Here is an 18,932-nt window from a genome sequence, read left to right on the forward strand (position 1 = left end):
CACCCGAAGTGCTTGGCAAAGTTGCTCACCTGCTGGAGATACACGCGTTGCGTGTTGGCCGCGAGGTTGCGCACGCGCATATCCTCGATCATGCGTCGACGTAGGGGTGTCATGGTGGACTCCGCTCTGAATGGTCACGGCAGCAAATTGCACTGCCATCGTCGCACTCGAGCAGAGGGGCCCTGCAGATGATCCCGGAGCCGATGTCGCTGGCCAACCACCACCTCCCGCTTCAGCGGGTTAGTTCAAGGCAGCTTATGCAGCACGAATCGCATCGCATTCAGCCGTGCGCGTTTCTTGCAATCGGAGCGAACGACCGTCCACGGCGCATCGGCAGTGTCCGTTTGCGAGAACATCGCCTCTTTCGCCTGCGTGTACGCCTCCCACTTGTCGAGCGAAGCGAGATCGACAGGACTCAGCTTCCATTGCTTGAGCGGATGCACCTTGCGTTCCTTGAAGCGCCGCCGCTGCTCGGCACGGCTTACCGAAAACCAGAACTTGATCAGGTGGATGCCGCTACGAATCAACTGCCGTTCGAACTCCGGCACCTGCCGCATGAAATCGGCATATTCCTCAGGCGCGCAGAAGCCCATGACATGCTCGACGCCCGCGCGGTTGTACCAGGACCGATCGAACAGCACGATCTCTCCCGCCGAAGGCAAATGCTGCACGTAGCGCTGGAAATACCACTGGCCGCGCTCGACTTCGGTGGGCTTTTCGAGCGCGACGACGCGCGCGCCGCGCGGGTTCAGATGCTCCATGAAGCGCTTGATCGTGCCGCCCTTGCCGGCTGCGTCGCGGCCCTCGAAAAGGATCACCACGCGCTGACCGGTTTCGCGCACCCACGCCTGGAGCTTGAGCAGTTCGACCTGCAGCCGATACTTCTGCCGCTCGTAGGCGCGACGCGACATCAAATTGCGATACGGATAGCTGCCTTCGCGCCAGCCAGAGGCGAGTTCCTCGTCAGGGTGGCGCGTGCGCGAGTTGCGCCAGTCGGCAGGGTTGCCTTCGAGGATCAGGCTGCGCAACTGGGCGACTTCGTCGGGTGACATGCTTTGCATCAATGCCGCGATCGACTCGAGCAACATGGCGGGCGGATTGTGCTCGGCGTGAGTGCGCGCGATGAGCTCGTGGACAGTGCCCGCGATGACCTCGCTCGCGGACTCGACGGCGCTGTCGACGGTGCGCAACTCGGCGCTGTGGGGCGTGACGAGCGGCAGTCGTGCGGCGGGGCCGGCGGTGTCGGAAGCGGAGTAGGGAATGGATTTGGGCATGGTGTCGGCGGATGCGGGGATGGGAGGGCGTACGGAGTGACTCGCATTCAAAGCGGATGCCTCGAAGCGCGAGCGGCAATGGAGCGCAGGGAAGTCGTCGAGGTTTGACCGGCAAGGCAGCGCCGAGGCAAAAGCAGGCGCGCCGATGGCCGGTGCCAGCCCGCTGACAGCCAGGGCTGGACGCCGCCTGTTCAGGCGTTTGCCGCCTTTCTCAGGATGAGGTAGAGGGAGTCTTTGAGTTGAAGCTTTTCCTTTTTCAGCTGTTCGACTTCCATGCCATGCGAAGCCACGACACCTGCCTCCATGTTCTTTATCTGCTGGTCGAGTTCGTTGTGACGATGAAAAATCCGGGCGAAATGGTCGTCCTGGATCTTGAGGCGCGAAATCAAATCTCTGTACTCAGGGAACACTCAACACTCCTTACAGATAGGCAAAATGGGAGAAATTGAAACGTAATTATTTTTCCACCCTCTCGCCGTGGCAGTCTTGACCATCATCAGACTCCCGTTACTCGAAGGGTCAGGGACGTTACCTGGGGCGCCGAGGCGCGCTCGCGTGTACCATCGATCGCGTCGTCGCAGTTCCTGGCTCTCCATCCGCCTGCACCGTTCTAAGCCGTCGCGCCCACCCACAGAACCCTGGAGCGTTCATGGATCGCGTTCTGGAAATCGTGCTGGATGTCGTGATCCCGGCAGCGCCGGATAGAAAAAGCGCAAAAGCAGCCGCCACCACGGGAGCGGTGTCCAGGGCGCACGCCAGCCCGAAACCTTCGGAGCGGGCCGCCAGCCTGTGCGCGGCTTTGCCGCCGCTCGTGGCGTTGCCCGATGTGCGCGAGTGCGTGACGACGGTCGCCTTCGACCGCGGCGGTGTCCTTGGCGGGCTTGGCTGGCGCGTGGCGGTCGAATCGCGCGGCGACACGCAGCGCGTCGTCGTGGCGAGCCGGCGCGTTCATACGCCGGGGGTCACCGTGGTCGCGCCGATCTTCGAGGCGGCGCTCGATGCGAACGGCATCGCGCATGCGCTCTTCGACGCCGCGCCCGAGCCATTTCGCGAGGCGCTGGGCAGCGCGGACGATCTGTCTGCGTCTGCCACACTTGTGGCGTTGCGCAGCCGCTGGAAGTGGCCGCGCGACGGTGTCGAGGTGCTGCTCACGTTCGACGAAGACTTGCAAGAGCGGTCGGCGCCGCCGCAAGCACCGACGGCTCAGGACACTCACGGCGCGGATGCGGCGCCCCCGCCCGACTTGCCCGACCTGCACGAGTTACGCGTGAGCGCACCCTGGCCCGAAGGCGGGGACGAGCGGCCTATTGTCGATGCGCTTTTTGCCTGTGCCGGCGACCTGATCGGGGCGCTTCCCGCATTCGTGCGCCTGACCGACGCGCTCGAACGCGCCACCGCCGGCAGCGTGACCGGCGACGCCGAAGCGATCAAGGCCGAAGCCGTGGATCTCGCCGGCGCGGACACGGCCGAAGCCGCGCTCGTGGCGATCGGGCGCAACATCAGCGCGCAGTGGTTCGGCAATGACGCGGGCGTGCGCGATAGCACGAACGGCGAGTTCATCCATCAGATGCGCGTGTCGCAGCGGCGGCTGCGCACGGCGATGCGCATCTTCTCGCACTGGTGCGACGAGAGCTGGGAGACGCTCATCGAGCCGGAGCTCAAGTGGCTCGGCGGTCTGCTCGGCGACGCGCGCGACCGCGATGTATTCGTCGAATCGACGCTGCCGGCGCTCGCCTCCGCCGACGTCGAGTTGGGGCGCTGGGACGCGATTCGCGACGCGGCAAACGCGCAGCGGCTCGCCGCGCGCGCGCGGCTGCGGGAGGCGCTGGCTTCGCAGCGCTACGCGCTGGCGGCGCTGGCGTGGCTCCAGTGGCTCGACTTACTCGCGCGGCGTGCGCACGACGCTGGCAACGCCGGGCTTTCGCTGCACCGCCACGCGAAGAAGCGCGTGCGCCGCTACTACGAGCGGCTCGTGAGCACGGAAAAGCTCACGGCGATCGACGAGGCGAGCCGTCATCGCGCGCGCATCAATGCGAAGTACTTGCGATACACGATCGAATTCTTCGCCACGCTCACGTCGCGCCGCACGCGCGTGGAGGTGGCGCGCACGCTCGCGCGGCTGCAGAGCGTGCTCGGCGACGGCAACGATGCCGCAGTGGCCCTGCGCTATCTCGAACTCATGGATGCCGAGCCGTATCAGCTTGGGTTCGCGCGCGGCTGGTGTGAGGCCGTCAAGCGCTATACCGCGAAGGAGGGCGAACGCCTGTTGCGCGAACTGGGCGAACCGAAAGTGTCGCGCGGCGCCTGACACGCGTCTCTATAATCGCTTGCGGATTGGCGAACCGCGCCGAACCATCGCTCGTTTCGTCTTGTTTTGGCTTGTTTTGCGCATGATGAATCCTACTGACCCGAACTCCCCACCCACCGGAGCTGGCCACGCCGACGCCGGTCCCACTGCCCCATCCACCCCCTCCGGAGCGCCCGAACTGGGCTTGGGCGGCTCGGTCTGGTTTCAGTCCGGCCAGCAGATGCTGGGTGGCGCGGCGCGCGTTGCGCTGCTGGAAGCCATCCATGCAACCGGTTCGATCACTGGCGCCGCGAAAGCAGTCGGCATGAGCTACAAGGGCGCCTGGGACGCCGTCGACGTCATGAACAATCTCGCGGGCGAGGCGCTCGTGGTGCGCGCGACGGGCGGCAAGGGCGGCGGCGGGACGACGCTCACGCCGCGGGCGCTGCGGCTCGTCGAGACGTTTCGCGCCATCGAGCAGGAGCACCGGCGCTTTCTCGAGCGTGCGGCGCACGCGCTCGGGGCCGTTTCGAGCGAAGGTGACGACGCACACGCTGGCGGCTTCGCGCGCGACCTGGCCGTGCTCGGCCGCTTCGCCATGCGCACGAGCGCGCGAAATCAACTCTTTGGCACCGTCTCGGGGATCGTGCGGGGCGCGGTGAATGACGAGGTGTCGATCGCGCTGCCCGGCGGCGAAGCGCTGGTGGCCACGATCACGCACGAGAGCGCCGAAGCGCTCGGGCTTTCCGCGGGCGCGCCCGTGGTGGCGCTCGTGAAGGCGACTTCGGTCGTGCTGGTCGCGAGCGCGGCGGATGCAGCGCGGCTTTCGGCGCGCAACCGGCTGAGCGGGGCGATTGAGGTCGTACGGCGTGGGGCAGTGAACGCCGAAGTGACGCTCGCCCTGCCGGGCGGCACCGTGATCGCTGCGATCGTGACCGACGCGAGCGTGGACGCGCTGGGATTCGCCGCAGGGCAAGCGGCGACGGCCGTGTTCAAGGCTTCGAGCGTGCTGCTAGGCGTGGCCGGCTGAGCGGCGGACGACCGGGGGGACCGCCAGTCAGGAGGGTTCAGGCGTGGCGCTGCGCGGGCGGCGCGAGGCCGTTGCGGGTTTGCGAGACAGGCGCGACCGGCGCGCGGTTGGCGCGGTTGGCTTTCCATTTGGCGCGCACGTAGGGCCGGTCGTGACCCGAAACGGTGAGCGCGATGTTCGTGACCCAGCGATGCGTGGGCACATGCACGTTGTGCAATGCGACAGTCAGTGCCACGAGGCTCAGCGCGACGACCGCCGCTGAAATTCGCTGGGCCTGCGCCTGCCACCAGTAGCGCGTGAACACGAGCGCGGTGAGCGCCCCGACCACACAGCCCGTGACGGCCTCGGAAGGCGAGTGAGCGTCGAGCACCACGCGCGAGAGCGCGACCGCGAGCCCGACCGCGAGCCCGATGGTCACGCCTGCGGCGCGCGCGAAGGACGGCGCGCCTTGCAGCATCAGGAAAAACGCGACGGGATAGACGGCCGTGGACAGCATGGCGTGGCCGCTGATACCCGTGAAATCCAGTTCCCTTACACCCACGCCCCAGCCGAGAAACGCGATCTTGGTGAGCGTCACAAGGCCAATTGCCAGGCCGAGCACAAACACCCAGCTCGTCGCCATGCGCCACGAGTAGCCGACCATGAGCCACAGCGCGATCGCCAACGCGAGCGGCAGGGTGAGGCCTGCGCCGCCGAGGTTGGTAATCGAGTACCAAAGGTGAATGGGCAAATCTGGCATGAGTCCGCGCTGCCGGCTGTCTGAAGAGGTTCCTGGGCTTGCAGGTGTCAAACCGCTACGTCATAGCGACTTAACGCGCGAGCCGCCTGGCTGGCCGACACGCACATGGAACAAGCATCCAGTATAGCTGCCTCGCATAGACGAAGGCGTGCCTCGTCGAACGCACACAAGGACGGAATGGAACGGATCCGATCTGCAGCGTCGTTCAAATGGTGTTATTGTGCGTTGCACAACGACGGATCGCGGCAAAACGCCACGATGTGTCAGACCCTTTTACGAGGCCATAGATGACGAAAGATCTGACGAAGCTATGGGCAGGTGGCATGCGACGTCTGCTCGCCATCCAGACCCGGGCTACCCGCAATGCCCTGAAGGGCGCGGGGATCGATACACCCAAGCCGCAGGCAATCTGGCGCGCCGCTCAGGCTGCGGCCGAGCAGGCGGCGAGGCACGCCACGCCGGCGCAGGCGCGCAGCGGTGCGCCGGTGCGCGAGTCGCGCGTCGGTCCGCGCGCCGCCGCCTGGGCCGCGGGCGAATGGTGCCGCGCGGAGCACCTTGTACCCGCGAACGCCCAGCATGCCGGGCGCTCGCTTCCTTACGGGCTTTATCTGCCGCCGGGGCGCAAGACGGCGGGCATGCCGCTCGTCGTGATGCTGCACGGCTGCAAGCAGTCGATGGACTCCTTCGCCGAAGGCACCCGCATGAATCTGCTCGCCGACCGCCATGGTTTCGCGGTGGTATATCCCGAGCAGTCGGAACGCGCGCACCCGCACCAATGCTGGCATTGGTACGACTCGCGCGACGCGGCGGGCGGCGGCGAAGCGGCATCCGTTGTTTCGCTGGTCGATGCGCTCGTCGAGGAGCACGGCTTCGATCGCTCGCGCGTCTATCTGGCGGGTTTGTCGGCGGGAGCGGGGCTCGCGATGTTGCTCGCGGTGCGCTCGCCCAGCCGTTTCGCAGCCATCGCGCTGCATTCCGGCCCCGCTTTCGGTGAAGCACGCTCTGGCGTTTCGGCGCTCGATGTGATGCGGCGCGGCGTGCACCACGATCCCGTGGCGCTCGTCGATACCCAATTGGGCGCGCGCATCCATCCGGGCATGCCGGCGCTCGTCGTGCAGGGCGACGCGGACGCCGTCGTCGCGCCCGTCAACGCGGAACAGCTCGCGGTGCAACTGCTGCGCTTGAACGGTCTTGCGGACGCGCGCGGCGTGCGTCAGGGCGTCGTCTCGCGCGAGACCTTCAAGGACGGCTATCGTGAGCAGGATTACGAGCTCGACGGCGCGAGCGTCGTGCGGCTGTGCCGCGTGGCGGACCTCGACCACGCCTGGAGCGGCGGCGACGACACCGTGCCGTTCCATTCCTCGACGGGACCGGACGCGAGCACACTGATCTGGGACTTTTTCGAGGCTCATCGCCGCGAGGCCTTCGACGAAGCCTACGACGACGAACTGACGCAGGGCGTCGGGTAAAAGCGACTACGGATAATTTAGGTGTTTACCCTTAACAGGGTTTACCCTATAATGGCTTCATTCGATTCGCGGGCACGTGCCCGTCAAAGAAGGGCCAAACCATGTACCTGCTCAGCCGTCTTTTCCTGTTCCTCTCCGAAACCGCCGAAGCTCGCCGCCAGCAGCGCGAGGAGGCGTATCTCGCGCAGTCCGTCGACATCTACGATCTCGAATTCCGCATGCAGAAGATGGATCGCGAGAAGGCCACGCGCCACCCGTCGTGGATGAACCACTACGGCTAAGCAGGAATGCTGTGCCCCGCTAACGGGGCAAGATGAAAACGGCGCCCCGAGGCGCCGTTTTTGCGTTGTGCGCGTTAAGGACTGCCGCGCCGTTCAGCGGCCCGAGTCCGGCATTTCGGCGGCCTGCTTTTCCTGCACGCCGTAGCAGCCGCGATAGGTCGCATAGAACGAGCAATAGAGCATCGTCGTCACGATGATGAGCGCGGGCATCAGGATCGCCACCGTGAAGTCGCCTGCGCCGAGCGCGCGCAGAAGCGTCGACAAGCCGATCGATACGACGGTCGAGACCGCGAACCACAGCGCGCCGTACACCATGAACGCGCCCTTGTTGCGCCAGCAGCTCACGATGCTGAAGAACATAGCCTTCACGGGCGGCACGTCGTGCCACGCCGTGAGCACGGGCGCGAACCAGAACAGCATCGACACCGGCACGTAGCAGAGCAGCGAAGCAAGCACCGCAAGCGGCACGTCGCTGTTGGCGAGCGCTTCCGCGTCGAGGTCGCCGCCGATCGTCATCAGCCGCAATAGCGCGCCGCCGTCCACGAACGCAGACGCAGCCAGCACCAGCAACATCGCCACTACGTAAATCGCCCCGAGCATCAGCAGGTGCTTCGCGACGTTGCTGCCATACGAACGGAATCCGTCGATCAGAATGGTCGGGAACACCGGTTTGCCCGCGATCGTCTCGCGGCACGCCGCCATGAAGCCGACGGCCACACCGGGCACGAACAAGAGCGGCAGCACGCCGCCGATCACGGGAATGGCGGAAATCAGCGTCATCGCCAGCAAATAGGCGAAAAACAGCGTGAGAAACGCGAGTGGATTGCGGCGGAACAGCCAGATACCCTGGCGGAACCAGACGTAGCCCGTCTTCGCGGGGACTTCAATTAGTTGCATGGGCGATAGGGCAAGGCGTGATGGGAGCCCGCCTCGCTGCCGGCGAGGCGCTCGCGCAGGATGCGCTCGAAGTGGCCGGGATCGTGCGGCTTGAGCAGTTCGGCCGAGCGGGGCAGGTGGAAATCATACAGGCGCGAGACCCAGAAGCGGTACGCGCCTGCGCGCAGCATGTCCATCCAGTGCCGCGTTTCCTCGGGCGTGAATGGGCGCACGGTCTGGTAGGCCCGCAAGAGCGCGTCGGCGCGCGCTGTGTCGAGCTTGCCCGTGGCGAGGTCGACGCACCAGTCGTTCACGGTCACGGCCACGTCGAAGAGCCACTTGTCGCAGCCGGCGAAATAGAAGTCGAAAAAGCCGCCCAGCCGAACTTCGTGGCCCGGCGCCGGGTGCGAGTGCGCGAACATCGCATTATCGCGGAACAGGTCGCAATGGCACGGACCGCCCGGCAGCGCCGCGTAGTCGGCCGAGCCGAAGAATGCGCGCTGGTGGTCGAGTTCGCTCGTGAGGAGCGTGTGCTGGGCGTCGTCCAGAAACGGCAGCACCGTCGGCACCGTTTCTTCCCACCACGAAAGGCTGCGCAGATTCGGCTGGTCGCCGCGGTAGTCGCGGCCCGCCAGGTGCATGCGCGCGAGCATCTGGCCCACTTCCGCGCAGTGCTCCACGCCGGGCGCGAGTTCGGGCTTGCCTTCGAGCTTCGAGACGATGGCCGCGGGCTTGCCGTGCAACAGCCCGAAAAGCGCGCCGTCCTTGCGTGGCATGGGGTCGGGTACCGGCACGCGATGCGAGGCGAGATGACGCATCAGGTCGAGGTAAAACGGCAGTTGTTCGGCCGTCAGCTTTTCGAAGATCGTCAGGACGTATTCGCCGCGCGTCGTCGTCAGGAAGAAGTTGCTGTTTTCAATGCCGGACTGGATGCCGCGAAATTCGACGACATCGCCGAGATCGTAGTCGCGCAGCCATTGGGCAAGCTCTTGGTCGGTGACAGCGGTGAAGACGGCCATGCAAGAAGGTCGGTTGATTGGTGATGGCGGGTCGGCGAACGCTGCAACGTGCTGCCCGAGGGGCTTGCAAGCGTGTCCGGCTCAGGCGCGATGGTCGCGGCCCGGCTTATGGGGCGGCGCACATGGCGTTGGCGCGGGCATGCCCGCGCCCAGATGGCTCAGTAATGCACGTTGATCGACGGCAGGCGCGTGCTGGCCTGGCCGTTCTGGCGCACTTGCGGCGAGGTGTCGGGGTTCGCGCTCATCGTGTAGCGCGTGCCGAAGTTCGAATGCACGTTGATCTCGACGGGCTTGCCTTTGTCGCGGAACTCGGTGATTTCGGTGCCGTTCGGGCTCACTTCGTGATAGCTCGGCACGCGCGGCACGTCGTTGATGTTGACCTTCGAGGTGACGCGTGCGGCCGGCTTGTTGTTGATCGCAGCCAGATCGGGGAGGCCCGCGCGTTCGTTCTCGGACTGCGCGGATTGTGCCTCGACGGCGGTCTTTGCGTCGTCGGCCGGCGCGGCCATGGCGACCCCGCTGAAAGCGAGCGTCACCGCGACGGCGGCAAGAAGGTGCGACTTCATGGTCTTTCTCCGATGGGATGCTCCAATTCTAGCAAATCCGGACGCTACACCCCATGTCTCGCAAGCGCTGCGGCCCGCGTCCGGCGGGCGGTGCGCGGCGCCCGCAGCGCTCGTGTGGCGGGTGCTTCAAAAGCCCCGGGCGCGGCGAGGTCCGTCGCCAGAAAGTCTCACCTTCCGTGGTAATGTGGATCCATCAAACGGAGAGGCGAACGAAGATGAACAACGATAGCTACCTGCGGCCCCTCATGACGCCGGCGCACGACTTCCCGGACGAGTTTTTCGAAGACGCCGCCGACGCCGTGGCGCGCCTCTCGAGCATCTACGAAGCGAATACGTCTTTCCTGCGCGACGCGTTCGCGCGCTATCGCCGCGGCGAGGCGCTCGAGCGCCGCGTGCGCGCGTGCTACCCGTTCGTGCGCATCCGCACCAACGTCAGCACGCATATCGACTCGCGCCGCTCGTATGGCTTCGTGGCGGGCCCCGGCGTGTTCGAGACCACCGTCACGCGGCCCGATCTTTTCGGCAATTACTATCGCGAGCAGTTGCGCCTGCTGGCGAAGAACCATCACGTGGGCATCGAAGTGGGCGTGTCGGATCAGCCCATTCCCGTGCACTTCGCCTTCGCCGAAGGCATCCACCTCGAAGGCGATCTCGACCGCGAGCGCCTCTTCGCCATGCGCGACGTGTTCGATACGCCCGATCTCGCGCAGCTCGACGACCGCATCGTCAACGGCACCTACGAGCCGGAGCCGGGCGAGCCGCATCCGCTTGCGCTCTTCACCGCGCCGCGCGTGGACTTTTCGCTGCATCGGCTCAAGCACTACACGGCCACGTCGCCCACGCACGTGCAGAACTACGTGCTCTACACGAACTACCAGTTCTATATCGACGAGTTCGTGAAGCTCGGCCGAGCGATGATGGCGCATACCGACGACGCCGACCTGCGCAACTATCGCAGCGAATACACCTCGTTCGTCGAGCCCGGCGATGTGGTGACGTACAACGCAAACCTGGGCGAACAGGACGACGAAGGCACGGCGTCGGTGCGCCTGCCGCAAATGCCGGCCTATCACCTCAAGCGTGCGGACGGCAGCGGCATCACGATGATCAACATCGGCGTGGGACCGTCGAACGCGAAGACGATCACCGATCACATTGCCGTGCTGCGTCCGCATGCGTGGATCATGCTTGGCCACTGCGCGGGTTTGCGCAACACCCAGCGCCTGGGCGACTACGTGCTCGCGCACGGGTATGTGCGCGAGGATCACGTGCTAGACGCCGATTTGCCGCTGTGGGTACCTATCCCGGCGCTCGCTGAAGTGCAGCTCGCGCTCGAGCGCGCGGTAGCGGAGGTCACGAAGCTCGACGGCGTGGAACTCAAGCGCGTGATGCGCACGGGGACGGTGGCGAGCGTCGACAACCGCAACTGGGAGCTGCGCGATCATCGCGAGCCGGTGCAGCGCCTCTCGCAAAGCCGCGCGATCGCGCTCGACATGGAAAGCGCGACCATCGCCGCGAACGGATTCCGCTTTCGCGTGCCGTATGGCACCTTGCTGTGCGTTTCCGACAAGCCGCTGCACGGCGAACTCAAGCTGCCGGGCATGGCGGATTCGTTCTATCGCGCGCAGGTCGATCAGCATTTGCAGATCGGCGTGAAGGCGATGGAGATTCTGCGCACGAACGGCTTGCACAAGTTGCATAGCCGCAAATTGCGCAGCTTTGCGGAGGTGGCGTTTCAGTAGACGCTTTATGACTGGCTGGCGCATGGTGTGCGCCGGCCAGTCTGTCGAATTGCGCCGTTGCCTTGCGTCAATTCGGATGCCGAATCATTTTCTGGCGGTCGTTTACTGCCCGAACCCCATCAACCCGATCAGACTCCCCGCACCAAGCAGCCACAGCGGATGAATCTTCGTGCGAAACGCGAGCACGGCGCACACGCCGGTAATCACCCAGGCGATCCACGAAGGATCGGAGGCCCTGGCGATCAGCACTGCGCTCGCAGCCACGAGGCCCGCCGTCACCGGCACGAGCCCCTTTTGCGCGATGCGCCGCCACGGGCGGTCCTTGAAGCGATCCCACGCATGCAGCGCGGCGATCGTGACGAGCGACGACGGCCCGAACTTCGCAATCGACGTGACCAGCATGCCTGCCCAGCCGGCCACGTGCCAGCCCACCAGCGTCACGACCATCATGTTCGGGCCCGGAGCGGCCTGGGCAAGCGCGAATAGCGCGCTGAACTCGCTCGCGGGCATCCAGTGGTGGACCTCGACGACCTGACGCTGCATCTCGGGCAGGATCGTGTTGCCGCCGCCGAATGCGAGCAGCGAAAGCTGGCTGAAAATCGCGGCGAGCGCAACGAGGGTGGCGTTCATCGCGAGCCTCCTTCCTTGCGCGCCGCGCGGGCCGCGAGCGCGATGCCGACTGGCGTGAGCACGAGCATGGTGGGCAAAAGCGGCGTGCGCAGCACCGCAATGGCCACGAAGCCGAGCGCGGCGATGACGGCCGCGGCGGGATCGCGCCGCAGCGGCAGCACGATTTTCACGGCCATGGAGACGAGCAGCCCGGCGGCCGCTGCGGCGAGCCCGACGAACAGATGCCGCACGTGCGGGTCGTTTTGCGTGCGCTCGTAGAGCACGCCAAGCCCGATCACGACGAGCGATGGCCCCGCGATCAGGCCGAGGATGCCTGCGAGCGCGCCGCGCCATCCCTGAAAACGCATGCCGAGCGCGACCGAGAGATTGATGACGTTGCCGCCCGGCAAAAACTGGCAGAGGCCGAGCAGATCGGTGAACTCGCTGGCGGTGAGCCAGCGGCGCTGCTCGACGATGGTGCGGCGCGCCAACGGCAGTGCGCCGCCAAACGATGTGAAGCCGAGACCGAGAAAGCCTACGAACAGATCGCGCACGGTAGGCGTGTGCAGACAGTCGTCCGTGCCATGTCCGGCAGCGGCGGGCGATGAGATGGGTTGTGTCATGACGGGAAGGGACCTCTGAGGCAAGCTGCGAGATTAAGCCCAATCGCGCGCGCGGCAAAACGATTTCTATGGTGCGCTCTTGTGATCTACACTCACAAGCATGGCACGCTCCCTTCCTCCCTTTCCCGCGCTGCGCGCGTTCGAAGCCGCTGCGCGGCATAACAGCTTCTCTGCCGCGGCCGGCGAGCTCAATGTGACTCACGGTGCCATCAGCCGGCAGGTGGCCGCGCTCGAGGCTTGGGTCGGCGTGCAGGTGTTTCACCGGCATGGCAAGCGGGTCGCGCTGACCGAGGACGGGCGGCGCTACCTCGCCGCCGTGCAGTCGGCGTTCGATGACATCGCGCGCGCAACCAGCCAGTTGCGCGACACGGGCGTCGTGCACGTGCTGCGCGTGAACGCGCTGCCTACCTTCGCGATGAAATGGCTGCTGCCGCGGCTCTCGCAGTTTCAGCGTCTCGCGCCGAACGTCGAGTTGCGCCTGTCGACCTCGAACGCGCCGGTCGAGACGCTCGAAGGCTTCGACGTGGCCGTGCGGCGCGGTCCGGCCCACTGGCCCGACTGCGAGGCCGGTCACTTTCTCGACGAGATGGAACTGCCGGTGTGCAGTCCGGCGCTGCTCAAGCGCGCGCCGATTCATCAGGCGAGCGATCTTGCACGCCACGTGCTGCTGCATTCGGACACGCGGCCCGATGCGTGGCGCACCTGGCTTGCGGCTGCAGGCGTGAAAGCGAAATGCCGGAAGAAGCAGTCGTTCGACCACTTCTATCTGGCCTTGCAGGCTGCCGTGGATGGTCTTGGCGTCGCGCTCGGCCCGCTGCCGCTGCTCGACGACGAACTCGCATCGGGGCGTCTCGTCACCCCGCTCGCGGGGCCGCATCTCGACGCGCGCGGCTACTGGTGGGTGGCGCGCCGCGAGGTGGCGCAAGCGCCGCTCGTCTTGCAGTTTTGCCGCTGGCTGGAGGAACAGGCGAGCGCGCGGGCGCCGCTCGGTGCATCCGGCGTGCCCGCAAGCGCGGAGAAAGCATGAGGGGAGTGATGCGTTGAGGCGCAAGCGGTACGCAGGCCTGCGAAAAGGCTAACCGAAGAGGCTAGCCGCAGGCCATCCGCACGCTGCGCCGCAAGCGATGCATCAGAGATAGAACATCCGGTCTTCGTCGGAATCGCGGTCGCGGCGTGCCGGGTGCGCCTTGCCGGTATCCTCGCCTGTGTCCGCATCTTCGTAGAACTTGAGAACGGCTTCGAGCACCTGGTCCGGGTCGTCGATCACCTGCATCAAGTCCATGTCTTCGGGATTGATGAGGCCCATGGGCACGAGCGCCGAGCGGAACCAGTCGAGCAGGCCCTTCCAGAATTCGGCGCCCACCAGAATGATGGGCACGTGACGCGACTTTTTCGTCTGGATGAGCGTGAGCACTTCGGCCAGTTCGTCGAGCGTGCCGAAGCCGCCGGGCATGACGATCACGGCGTCCGAGTTCTTCACGAACGTGACCTTGCGTGTGAAGAAATGGCGGAAGCGCAACGAGATGTCCTGCCACTGGTTACCCGACTGCTCGTGCGGCAACTCGATGTTCAGGCCCACCGAAGGGGACTTGCCCGCATGCGCGCCCTGGTTCGCGGCTTCCATGATGCCGGGGCCGCCGCCGGAGATCACGGCGAAGCCCGCATCGGACACCTTGCGCGCGATGGTGCTGGCGAGCTGGTAGTACTCCGACTCCGGTTTCAGGCGGGCGGAACCGTAGATGCTGACCGCTGGCCGGATCTCGGACAGGTACTCGGTCGCCTCGATAAACTCTGCCATAATCGTGAACATCTGCCACGATGCGCGCGCCTTTTTGGCCGTCGCGCGCTCTTGATCTGCGAGTGAACGCAGACTCGGAATCACTTTTCTCTTGTCCATAATGCCTGAAGAACTACGCGTGGAAACGAAGCTACAAAACGAGCTGGAAGGTAAGACCCTGCTGCTGGTCGACGGTTCTAGCTATCTCTATCGGGCCTTCCATGCGATGCCGGATCTGCGCGGTCCCGACGGCGAACCCACAGGCGCGCTATACGGCATCATCAACATGCTGCGTCGCATGCGCAAGGACGTTACGGCAGAGTATAGCGCGTGCGTGTTCGATGCAAAGGGCAAGACGTTCCGCGACGACTGGTACCCCGAGTACAAGGCCAACCGGCCTTCCATGCCCGAGCCGCTTGCAGCACAAATCGAGCCCATTCACACGGCAGTGCGCGCGCTCGGCTGGCCGCTCCTGATGATCGAAGGCGTGGAGGCCGACGACGTGATCGGCACGCTCGCGCGTGAGGCCGAGAAGCTCGGCATGAAGGTCGTCGTTTCCACGGGCGACAAGGACCTCGCGCAGCTCGTGACGGACCACATCACGCTCATCAATACGATGACGAACGAAACGCTCGATCGCGAAGGCGTGATCGCGAAGTTCGGCGTGCCCCCGGAGCGCATCATCGATTATCTCTCGCTCATCGGCGACACCGTCGACAACGTGCCGGGCGTGAACAAGTGCGGCCCGAAAACGGCGGTGAAGTGGCTCACGCAATACGACTCGCTCGACGGCGTGATCGCGCATGCGGATGAAATCAAGGGCGCCGTGGGTGGCTATCTGCGCGACGCGCTCGACTTCCTGCCGATGGCGAGAAAGCTCGTCACGGTGGAAACGGCTTGCGATCTCACGCCGCATCTCGAGTCGATCGAAACGTCGCTTGCCACGCGAGCCGAAGCGCGCGAAGAACTGCGCGATATCTTCGCGCGTCACGGGTTCAAGACCTGGCTGCGCGAAGTCACCGAAGCGAGTCAGCAGAGCGAGACGGTGCCCGCAGCGACCAAAGGCGACGCGCCCGAAAAAGACGCGATCGTGCAGCCCGCGCTGTTCGTCGATGCCCCTCGCCATTACGAAACGATCCAGACGTGGCCGCAATTCGACACGTGGCTCAGGAAGATCGAAGCCGCCGAACTCACCGCGTTCGACACCGAGACCACGGCGCTCGATCCGATGGTCGCGAAGCTCGTTGGCATGTCGTTCTCGACGGAACCCGGTGTGGCCGCCTACTTGCCGCTCGCGCATCGCGGCCCGGACGCGCCCGATCAACTGCCGCTGGACGAAGTGCTCGCGCGCCTGATGCCCTGGCTTGAAGGCGAGAAGCACAAGAAGGTCGGCCAGCACATGAAGTACGACGAGCAGGTGCTCGCAAACTACGGTATCGAGCTGAACGGCGTGGAGCATGACACGCTGCTCGAATCGTATGTGCTCGAATCGCATCGCAGCCACGACATGGACAGCCTCGCGTTGCGCCATCTCGGCATCAAGACGATCAAGTACGAAGAGGTGGCGGGCAAGGGCGCGCAGCAGATCGGCTTCGACGAAGTCTCGCTCGAAAAGGCCGCCGAATACGCTGCCGAAGACGCTGATGTCACGCTGCAACTGCATCGCGCGCTCTATCCGCAGATCGCGCTGGAGAAGGGCCTCGATTACGTGTATCGCGACATCGAATTGCCCACCTCGCGCGTGCTGCGCAAGGTGGAGCGCAACGGTGTGCTGATCGACACCGAAAGGCTCGAAAGGCAGAGCGCGGAAATTGCCGTGCGGCTCATCGCGCTCGAAGAGCAAGCGTATGCGCTCGCGGGCGGTGAATTCAATCTGGGGTCGCCCAAGCAGATCGGCCAGATCTTCTTCGAGAAGCTGCAACTGCCGGTCGTGAAGAAAACGCCCAGCGGCGCGCCTTCCACCGACGAAGAGGTGCTGCAAAAGCTCGCCGAAGATTACCCGCTGCCCAAGATCCTGCTCGAGCATCGCGGTCTTGCCAAGCTCAAGTCCACCTACACCGACAAGCTGCCGCGCATGGTGAATGCGCAAACGGGCCGCGTGCACACGAACTACGCGCAGGCCGTGGCGGTCACGGGCCGTCTTGCGTCGAACGATCCGAATTTGCAGAACATCCCCGTGCGCACGGGCGAAGGCCGGCGCATTCGCGAGGCGTTCATCGCGCCGCCGGGGCACAAGATCGTTTCCGCCGACTACTCGCAGATCGAACTGCGCATCATGGCGCATATCTCGGGCGACGAGTCGCTGCTCGCGGCGTTCGCGCGCGGCGACGACATTCACCGCGCCACCGCTGCCGAGGTGTTTGGCGTCACGCCGCTCGAAGTGAGCGCGGATCAGCGGCGCATCGCGAAGGTCATCAATTTCGGCCTGATTTACGGCATGAGCGCATTCGGGCTCGCATCGAATCTCGGCATTACGCGCGACGCGGCGAAGCTTTATATCGACCGTTATTTCGCGCGCTATCCGGGCGTTGCGCGCTATATGGACGAAACGCGCATGGACGCGAAGTCGCGCGGCTATGTGGAAACCGTATTCGGCCGCCGCCTATGGCTGCCCGAGATCAACGGCGGCAACGGTCCGCGCCGCCAGGCCGCCGAGCGCGCCGCCATCAACGCGCCCATGCAGGGGACGGCCGCCGACCTCATCAAGCTTTCCATGGTCGCGGTGCAGAAGTGGCTCGACGAACGCAAGATCGGCACGAAGATGATCATGCAGGTGCACGATGAACTCGTGCTAGAAGTGCCGGGCGACGAACTCGCCGAAGTGCGCAAGCGCTTGCCCGAGCTGATGTGCTCGGTGGCGCAGCTCAAGGTGCCGCTCGTCGCCGAAGTGGGCGTGGGCGAGAACTGGGAAAAGGCGCACTGAAGGCACGTTGAAGTGCTTAGTGCAGCTCTACTAAGTACATACTGAATGCGCTGGACCGCAGCAAAGCCGTAACTGCGCGCGCGCGATAAGGCAAGCCTCGCGTGCGTGATGTCGCGAATGCGCGCCGCAAGGGTTGCCGCCGCGCGCTCCGTCAGCCGACAATGACTTGATTGAAGGCCGGTGCCTCGCACGTATGTTGTCGATGCATCGGCCTTTCTATCGCCTTTCGACATGCACGGAGAGTCTATGCATCGCTTTATCGTTGTGGGAGGAGGCGCAGGCGGGCTGGAACTGGCAACACGGCTCGGCGATCGTTACGGCGAAGCGCGCGCGAAGCGGGGCAAGCCGCAAGCGGCATCGATCACGCTGGTCGACCGCAATCCAACGCATATCTGGAAACCGCTCCTGCACGAAGTCGCGGCGGGCAGCATGGATCCATTCACGCATCAGCTCGAATATCCAGCGCAGGCGCGTTGGCATGGCTTCGAATTCCAGCAGGGCGAGCTGACCGCGCTCGATCGCGCGGCGAAGCGCATCACGCTCGGGCACGTGCTCGACGAAGACGGCGCGGAAATGCTGCCCGAGCGCGTGCTCGAATACGACACGCTCGTGCTCGCAATCGGTAGCACGACGCACTTTTTCGGCGTGCCGGGCGCGGCCGAGAATTCCATCGCGCTCGACACCGTCGAGCAGGCCGAGCGCTTTCGCAAGCGCCTGATCGCCGCGTGCATGCGCGCCGAACATCAGGCGCCCGAAAAAGTCGCGGCGGAGGTGACGGCGGACGACCTCGCGCCGGCCATGAACGCCGGCGCCGAGCCGCGCGTGCAGGTGGCGATCATCGGCGCGGGCGCGACGGGCGTCGAGCTTTCCGCCGAGCTGCGCAACACCGCGCAGGTGCTTTCGGCCTATGGGCTGCACAAGCTCGATCCACGCCACGACGTGGGCATCGTGCTGATCGAGGCGGGCCCGCGCATCCTGCCCGCGTTGCCCGAGCGCGTGTCTTCGGCAACGGGCGAGTTGCTGCAGAAGCTCGGCGTGAAGCTGCTGACGAGCGAACGCGTGATCGAAGTGGCGCCTGGCGTCGTGCGCACCGCGAGCGGCAAGAACCTGCGCGCGGACCTCACGGTCTGGGCCGCAGGCATTACCGCGCCGGCTGTGCTTTCGCGGCTCGACGGCCTCACCGTCAACAAGCTCGGCCAACTGATCGTGCGCCGTACGCTGCAAACGGAACTCGACGACAACATCTTCGCGCTCGGCGACTGCGCGGCCTGCGAATGGCCGGGCCACGAGCGCGGTGTGCCGCCGCGCGCGCAAGCCGCGCACCAGCAGGCCACTTTCCTGTTCAAGTCGCTTGGCAATCTGCTCGCCGGCAAGCCGCTGGAGGAGTTCACCTATCGCGACTTCGGTTCACTGGTGTCGCTCGGCCACTTCAGCGCGGTCGGCAATCTGATGGGCGGGCTGATCGGCGGGAATATGTTGATCGAAGGGTTGTTTGCCCGCTTCATGTACATGTCGCTATACCGGCTGCACATCGCGGCGCTGCACGGCTACGCGCGCATGGTGCTCGATACCTTCGCGCACTGGCTGCGCCGCACGACGTTGCCGCGCGTGAAGCTGCACTGAGCGGCTGCATTGAGCGGCTGCATTGAGCGGCGCTTGCGTCCAGGGACGCGGCGCTATTCTGCCTGTTTCCGCGGTTTGACCTCGAAGGAGCGCT

At 65.3% G+C, this 18,932-nt stretch carries 16 protein-coding genes and 1 pseudogene; 8 read left to right on the forward strand and 9 right to left on the reverse strand.

The genetic code is table 11. The features are described from left to right. Positions 1-248: 248 nt before the first annotated feature. A pseudogene (gene ppk2 / locus M3I54_RS17415) lies at positions 249-1,274 on the reverse strand (polyphosphate kinase 2); the annotation flags it as partial. Between the two features lie 191 nt (positions 1,275-1,465). Further along, on the reverse strand, positions 1,466-1,684 hold the full coding sequence (locus M3I54_RS17420; protein ID WP_158760529.1) for a YdcH family protein: 219 nt from the start codon (positions 1,682-1,684) through the stop codon (positions 1,466-1,468). A gap of 239 nt (positions 1,685-1,923) precedes the next feature. Between M3I54_RS17420 and M3I54_RS17425 the strand changes: the two genes are divergently transcribed. After that, the gene (locus M3I54_RS17425) at positions 1,924-3,582 is read left to right on the forward strand and encodes a CHAD domain-containing protein (protein WP_254337983.1); all 1,659 of its coding nucleotides are present in this window, start codon (positions 1,924-1,926) and stop codon (positions 3,580-3,582) included. An 85-nt stretch (positions 3,583-3,667) separates the two neighbouring features. Next, on the forward strand, positions 3,668-4,591 hold the full coding sequence (locus tag M3I54_RS17430; RefSeq protein ID WP_375542160.1) for a TOBE domain-containing protein: 924 nt from the start codon (positions 3,668-3,670) through the stop codon (positions 4,589-4,591). A gap of 37 nt (positions 4,592-4,628) precedes the next feature. Here M3I54_RS17430 and M3I54_RS17435 read toward each other — a convergent pair whose 3' ends face one another. Then, complete coding sequence (locus M3I54_RS17435) at positions 4,629-5,330, reverse strand: phosphatase PAP2 family protein (RefSeq protein ID WP_254337987.1); 702 nt, start codon at positions 5,328-5,330, stop codon at positions 4,629-4,631. A gap of 287 nt (positions 5,331-5,617) precedes the next feature. On the opposite strand from M3I54_RS17435, the gene M3I54_RS17440 reads away from it, so the two are divergent. Together M3I54_RS17440 and M3I54_RS17445 are read left to right on the forward strand one after the other, a co-directional pair. Further along, positions 5,618-6,799 carry a PHB depolymerase family esterase gene (locus M3I54_RS17440; protein WP_254337989.1) on the forward strand — a complete coding sequence of 394 codons (1,182 nt, stop codon included), beginning with the start codon at positions 5,618-5,620 and terminating at the stop codon, positions 6,797-6,799. A gap of 101 nt (positions 6,800-6,900) precedes the next feature. Further along, on the forward strand, positions 6,901-7,080 hold the full coding sequence (locus M3I54_RS17445; protein WP_028202957.1) for a DUF3563 family protein: 180 nt from the start codon (positions 6,901-6,903) through the stop codon (positions 7,078-7,080). Between the two features lie 93 nt (positions 7,081-7,173). Here M3I54_RS17445 and M3I54_RS17450 read toward each other — a convergent pair whose 3' ends face one another. The 3 genes from M3I54_RS17450 to M3I54_RS17460 all read right to left on the reverse strand — a co-directional run bounded on the left by M3I54_RS17450 (position 7,174) and on the right by M3I54_RS17460 (position 9,541). Further along, positions 7,174-7,977, reverse strand: coding sequence for a BPSS1780 family membrane protein (locus M3I54_RS17450; RefSeq protein ID WP_254337991.1), 804 nt, complete (start codon positions 7,975-7,977; stop codon positions 7,174-7,176). Further along, positions 7,968-8,975: a homoserine kinase gene (locus M3I54_RS17455; protein WP_254337993.1), complete on the reverse strand. Its 1,008-nt coding sequence runs from the start codon at positions 8,973-8,975 to the stop codon at positions 7,968-7,970. The genes M3I54_RS17450 and M3I54_RS17455 overlap by 10 nt, the downstream gene beginning before the upstream one ends. A gap of 158 nt (positions 8,976-9,133) precedes the next feature. Then, positions 9,134-9,541, reverse strand: a complete 408-nt coding sequence (locus M3I54_RS17460; protein ID WP_254337996.1) for a hypothetical protein — start codon at positions 9,539-9,541, stop codon at positions 9,134-9,136. Positions 9,542-9,786: 245 nt separating this feature from the next. Here M3I54_RS17460 and M3I54_RS17465 point away from each other — a divergent pair, with 245 nt between their 5' ends. After that, on the forward strand, positions 9,787-11,283 hold the full coding sequence (locus M3I54_RS17465; RefSeq protein ID WP_375541718.1) for an AMP nucleosidase: 1,497 nt from the start codon (positions 9,787-9,789) through the stop codon (positions 11,281-11,283). 102 nt (positions 11,284-11,385) lie between these two features. On the opposite strand, the gene M3I54_RS17470 is transcribed toward M3I54_RS17465, so the two are convergent. Then, positions 11,386-11,913, reverse strand: a complete 528-nt coding sequence (locus M3I54_RS17470; RefSeq protein WP_254338000.1) for a chromate transporter — start codon at positions 11,911-11,913, stop codon at positions 11,386-11,388. Beyond that, a complete protein-coding gene (locus M3I54_RS17475) occupies positions 11,910-12,515 on the reverse strand; it encodes a chromate transporter (protein ID WP_254338002.1) in 606 nt (201 codons plus the stop codon). The genes M3I54_RS17470 and M3I54_RS17475 overlap by 4 nt, the downstream gene beginning before the upstream one ends. A 100-nt stretch (positions 12,516-12,615) precedes the next feature. On the opposite strand from M3I54_RS17475, the gene M3I54_RS17480 reads away from it, so the two are divergent. Next, positions 12,616-13,542 (forward strand): transcriptional regulator GcvA, encoded by a 927-nt coding sequence (locus M3I54_RS17480; RefSeq protein ID WP_254338004.1) that lies wholly within the window; start codon positions 12,616-12,618, stop codon positions 13,540-13,542. 102 nt (positions 13,543-13,644) lie between these two features. Here M3I54_RS17480 and M3I54_RS17485 read toward each other — a convergent pair whose 3' ends face one another. Next, on the reverse strand, positions 13,645-14,412 hold the full coding sequence (locus M3I54_RS17485) for a TIGR00730 family Rossman fold protein (RefSeq protein WP_254338006.1): 768 nt from the start codon (positions 14,410-14,412) through the stop codon (positions 13,645-13,647). 1 nt (position 14,413) lies between these two features. Between M3I54_RS17485 and polA the strand changes: the two genes are divergently transcribed. Next, positions 14,414-17,215 (forward strand): DNA polymerase I, encoded by a 2,802-nt coding sequence (gene polA / locus M3I54_RS17490; protein ID WP_309249621.1) that lies wholly within the window; start codon positions 14,414-14,416, stop codon positions 17,213-17,215. A 246-nt stretch (positions 17,216-17,461) separates the two neighbouring features. Beyond that, entirely contained in the window at positions 17,462-18,838 is a 1,377-nt protein-coding gene (locus M3I54_RS17495) for an NAD(P)/FAD-dependent oxidoreductase (protein ID WP_254338008.1), read from the forward strand. Positions 18,839-18,932 lie beyond the last annotated feature (94 nt).

It is taken from the genome of Paraburkholderia sp. CNPSo 3274 (assembly GCF_024206475.1).
Taxonomy (GTDB): Bacteria; Pseudomonadota; Gammaproteobacteria; order Burkholderiales; family Burkholderiaceae; genus Paraburkholderia.

Excerpts from the sequence above, each read along its gene's own strand:
- M3I54_RS17445 (WP_028202957.1), top strand. The coding sequence starts at position 6,901 with ATGTACCTGCTCAGCCGTCTTTTCCTGTTCCTCTCCGAAACCGCCGAA.
- M3I54_RS17440 (WP_254337989.1), top strand. The coding sequence starts at position 5,618 with ATGACGAAAGATCTGACGAAGCTATGGGCAGGTGGCATGCGACGTCTG.
- M3I54_RS17435 (WP_254337987.1), bottom strand. The coding sequence starts at position 5,330 with ATGCCAGATTTGCCCATTCACCTTTGGTACTCGATTACCAACCTCGGC.
- M3I54_RS17485 (WP_254338006.1), bottom strand. The coding sequence starts at position 14,412 with ATGGACAAGAGAAAAGTGATTCCGAGTCTGCGTTCACTCGCAGATCAA.
- M3I54_RS17425 (WP_254337983.1), top strand. The coding sequence starts at position 1,924 with ATGGATCGCGTTCTGGAAATCGTGCTGGATGTCGTGATCCCGGCAGCG.
- M3I54_RS17470 (WP_254338000.1), bottom strand. The coding sequence starts at position 11,913 with ATGAACGCCACCCTCGTTGCGCTCGCCGCGATTTTCAGCCAGCTTTCG.
- M3I54_RS17475 (WP_254338002.1), bottom strand. The coding sequence starts at position 12,515 with ATGACACAACCCATCTCATCGCCCGCCGCTGCCGGACATGGCACGGAC.
- polA (WP_309249621.1), top strand. The coding sequence starts at position 14,414 with ATGCCTGAAGAACTACGCGTGGAAACGAAGCTACAAAACGAGCTGGAA.
- M3I54_RS17495 (WP_254338008.1), top strand. The coding sequence starts at position 17,462 with ATGCATCGCTTTATCGTTGTGGGAGGAGGCGCAGGCGGGCTGGAACTG.
- M3I54_RS17455 (WP_254337993.1), bottom strand. The coding sequence starts at position 8,975 with ATGGCCGTCTTCACCGCTGTCACCGACCAAGAGCTTGCCCAATGGCTG.
- M3I54_RS17480 (WP_254338004.1), top strand. The coding sequence starts at position 12,616 with ATGGCACGCTCCCTTCCTCCCTTTCCCGCGCTGCGCGCGTTCGAAGCC.
- M3I54_RS17460 (WP_254337996.1), bottom strand. The coding sequence starts at position 9,541 with ATGAAGTCGCACCTTCTTGCCGCCGTCGCGGTGACGCTCGCTTTCAGC.
- M3I54_RS17465 (WP_375541718.1), top strand. The coding sequence starts at position 9,787 with ATGACGCCGGCGCACGACTTCCCGGACGAGTTTTTCGAAGACGCCGCC.
- M3I54_RS17450 (WP_254337991.1), bottom strand. The coding sequence starts at position 7,977 with ATGCAACTAATTGAAGTCCCCGCGAAGACGGGCTACGTCTGGTTCCGC.
- M3I54_RS17430 (WP_375542160.1), top strand. The coding sequence starts at position 3,668 with ATGAATCCTACTGACCCGAACTCCCCACCCACCGGAGCTGGCCACGCC.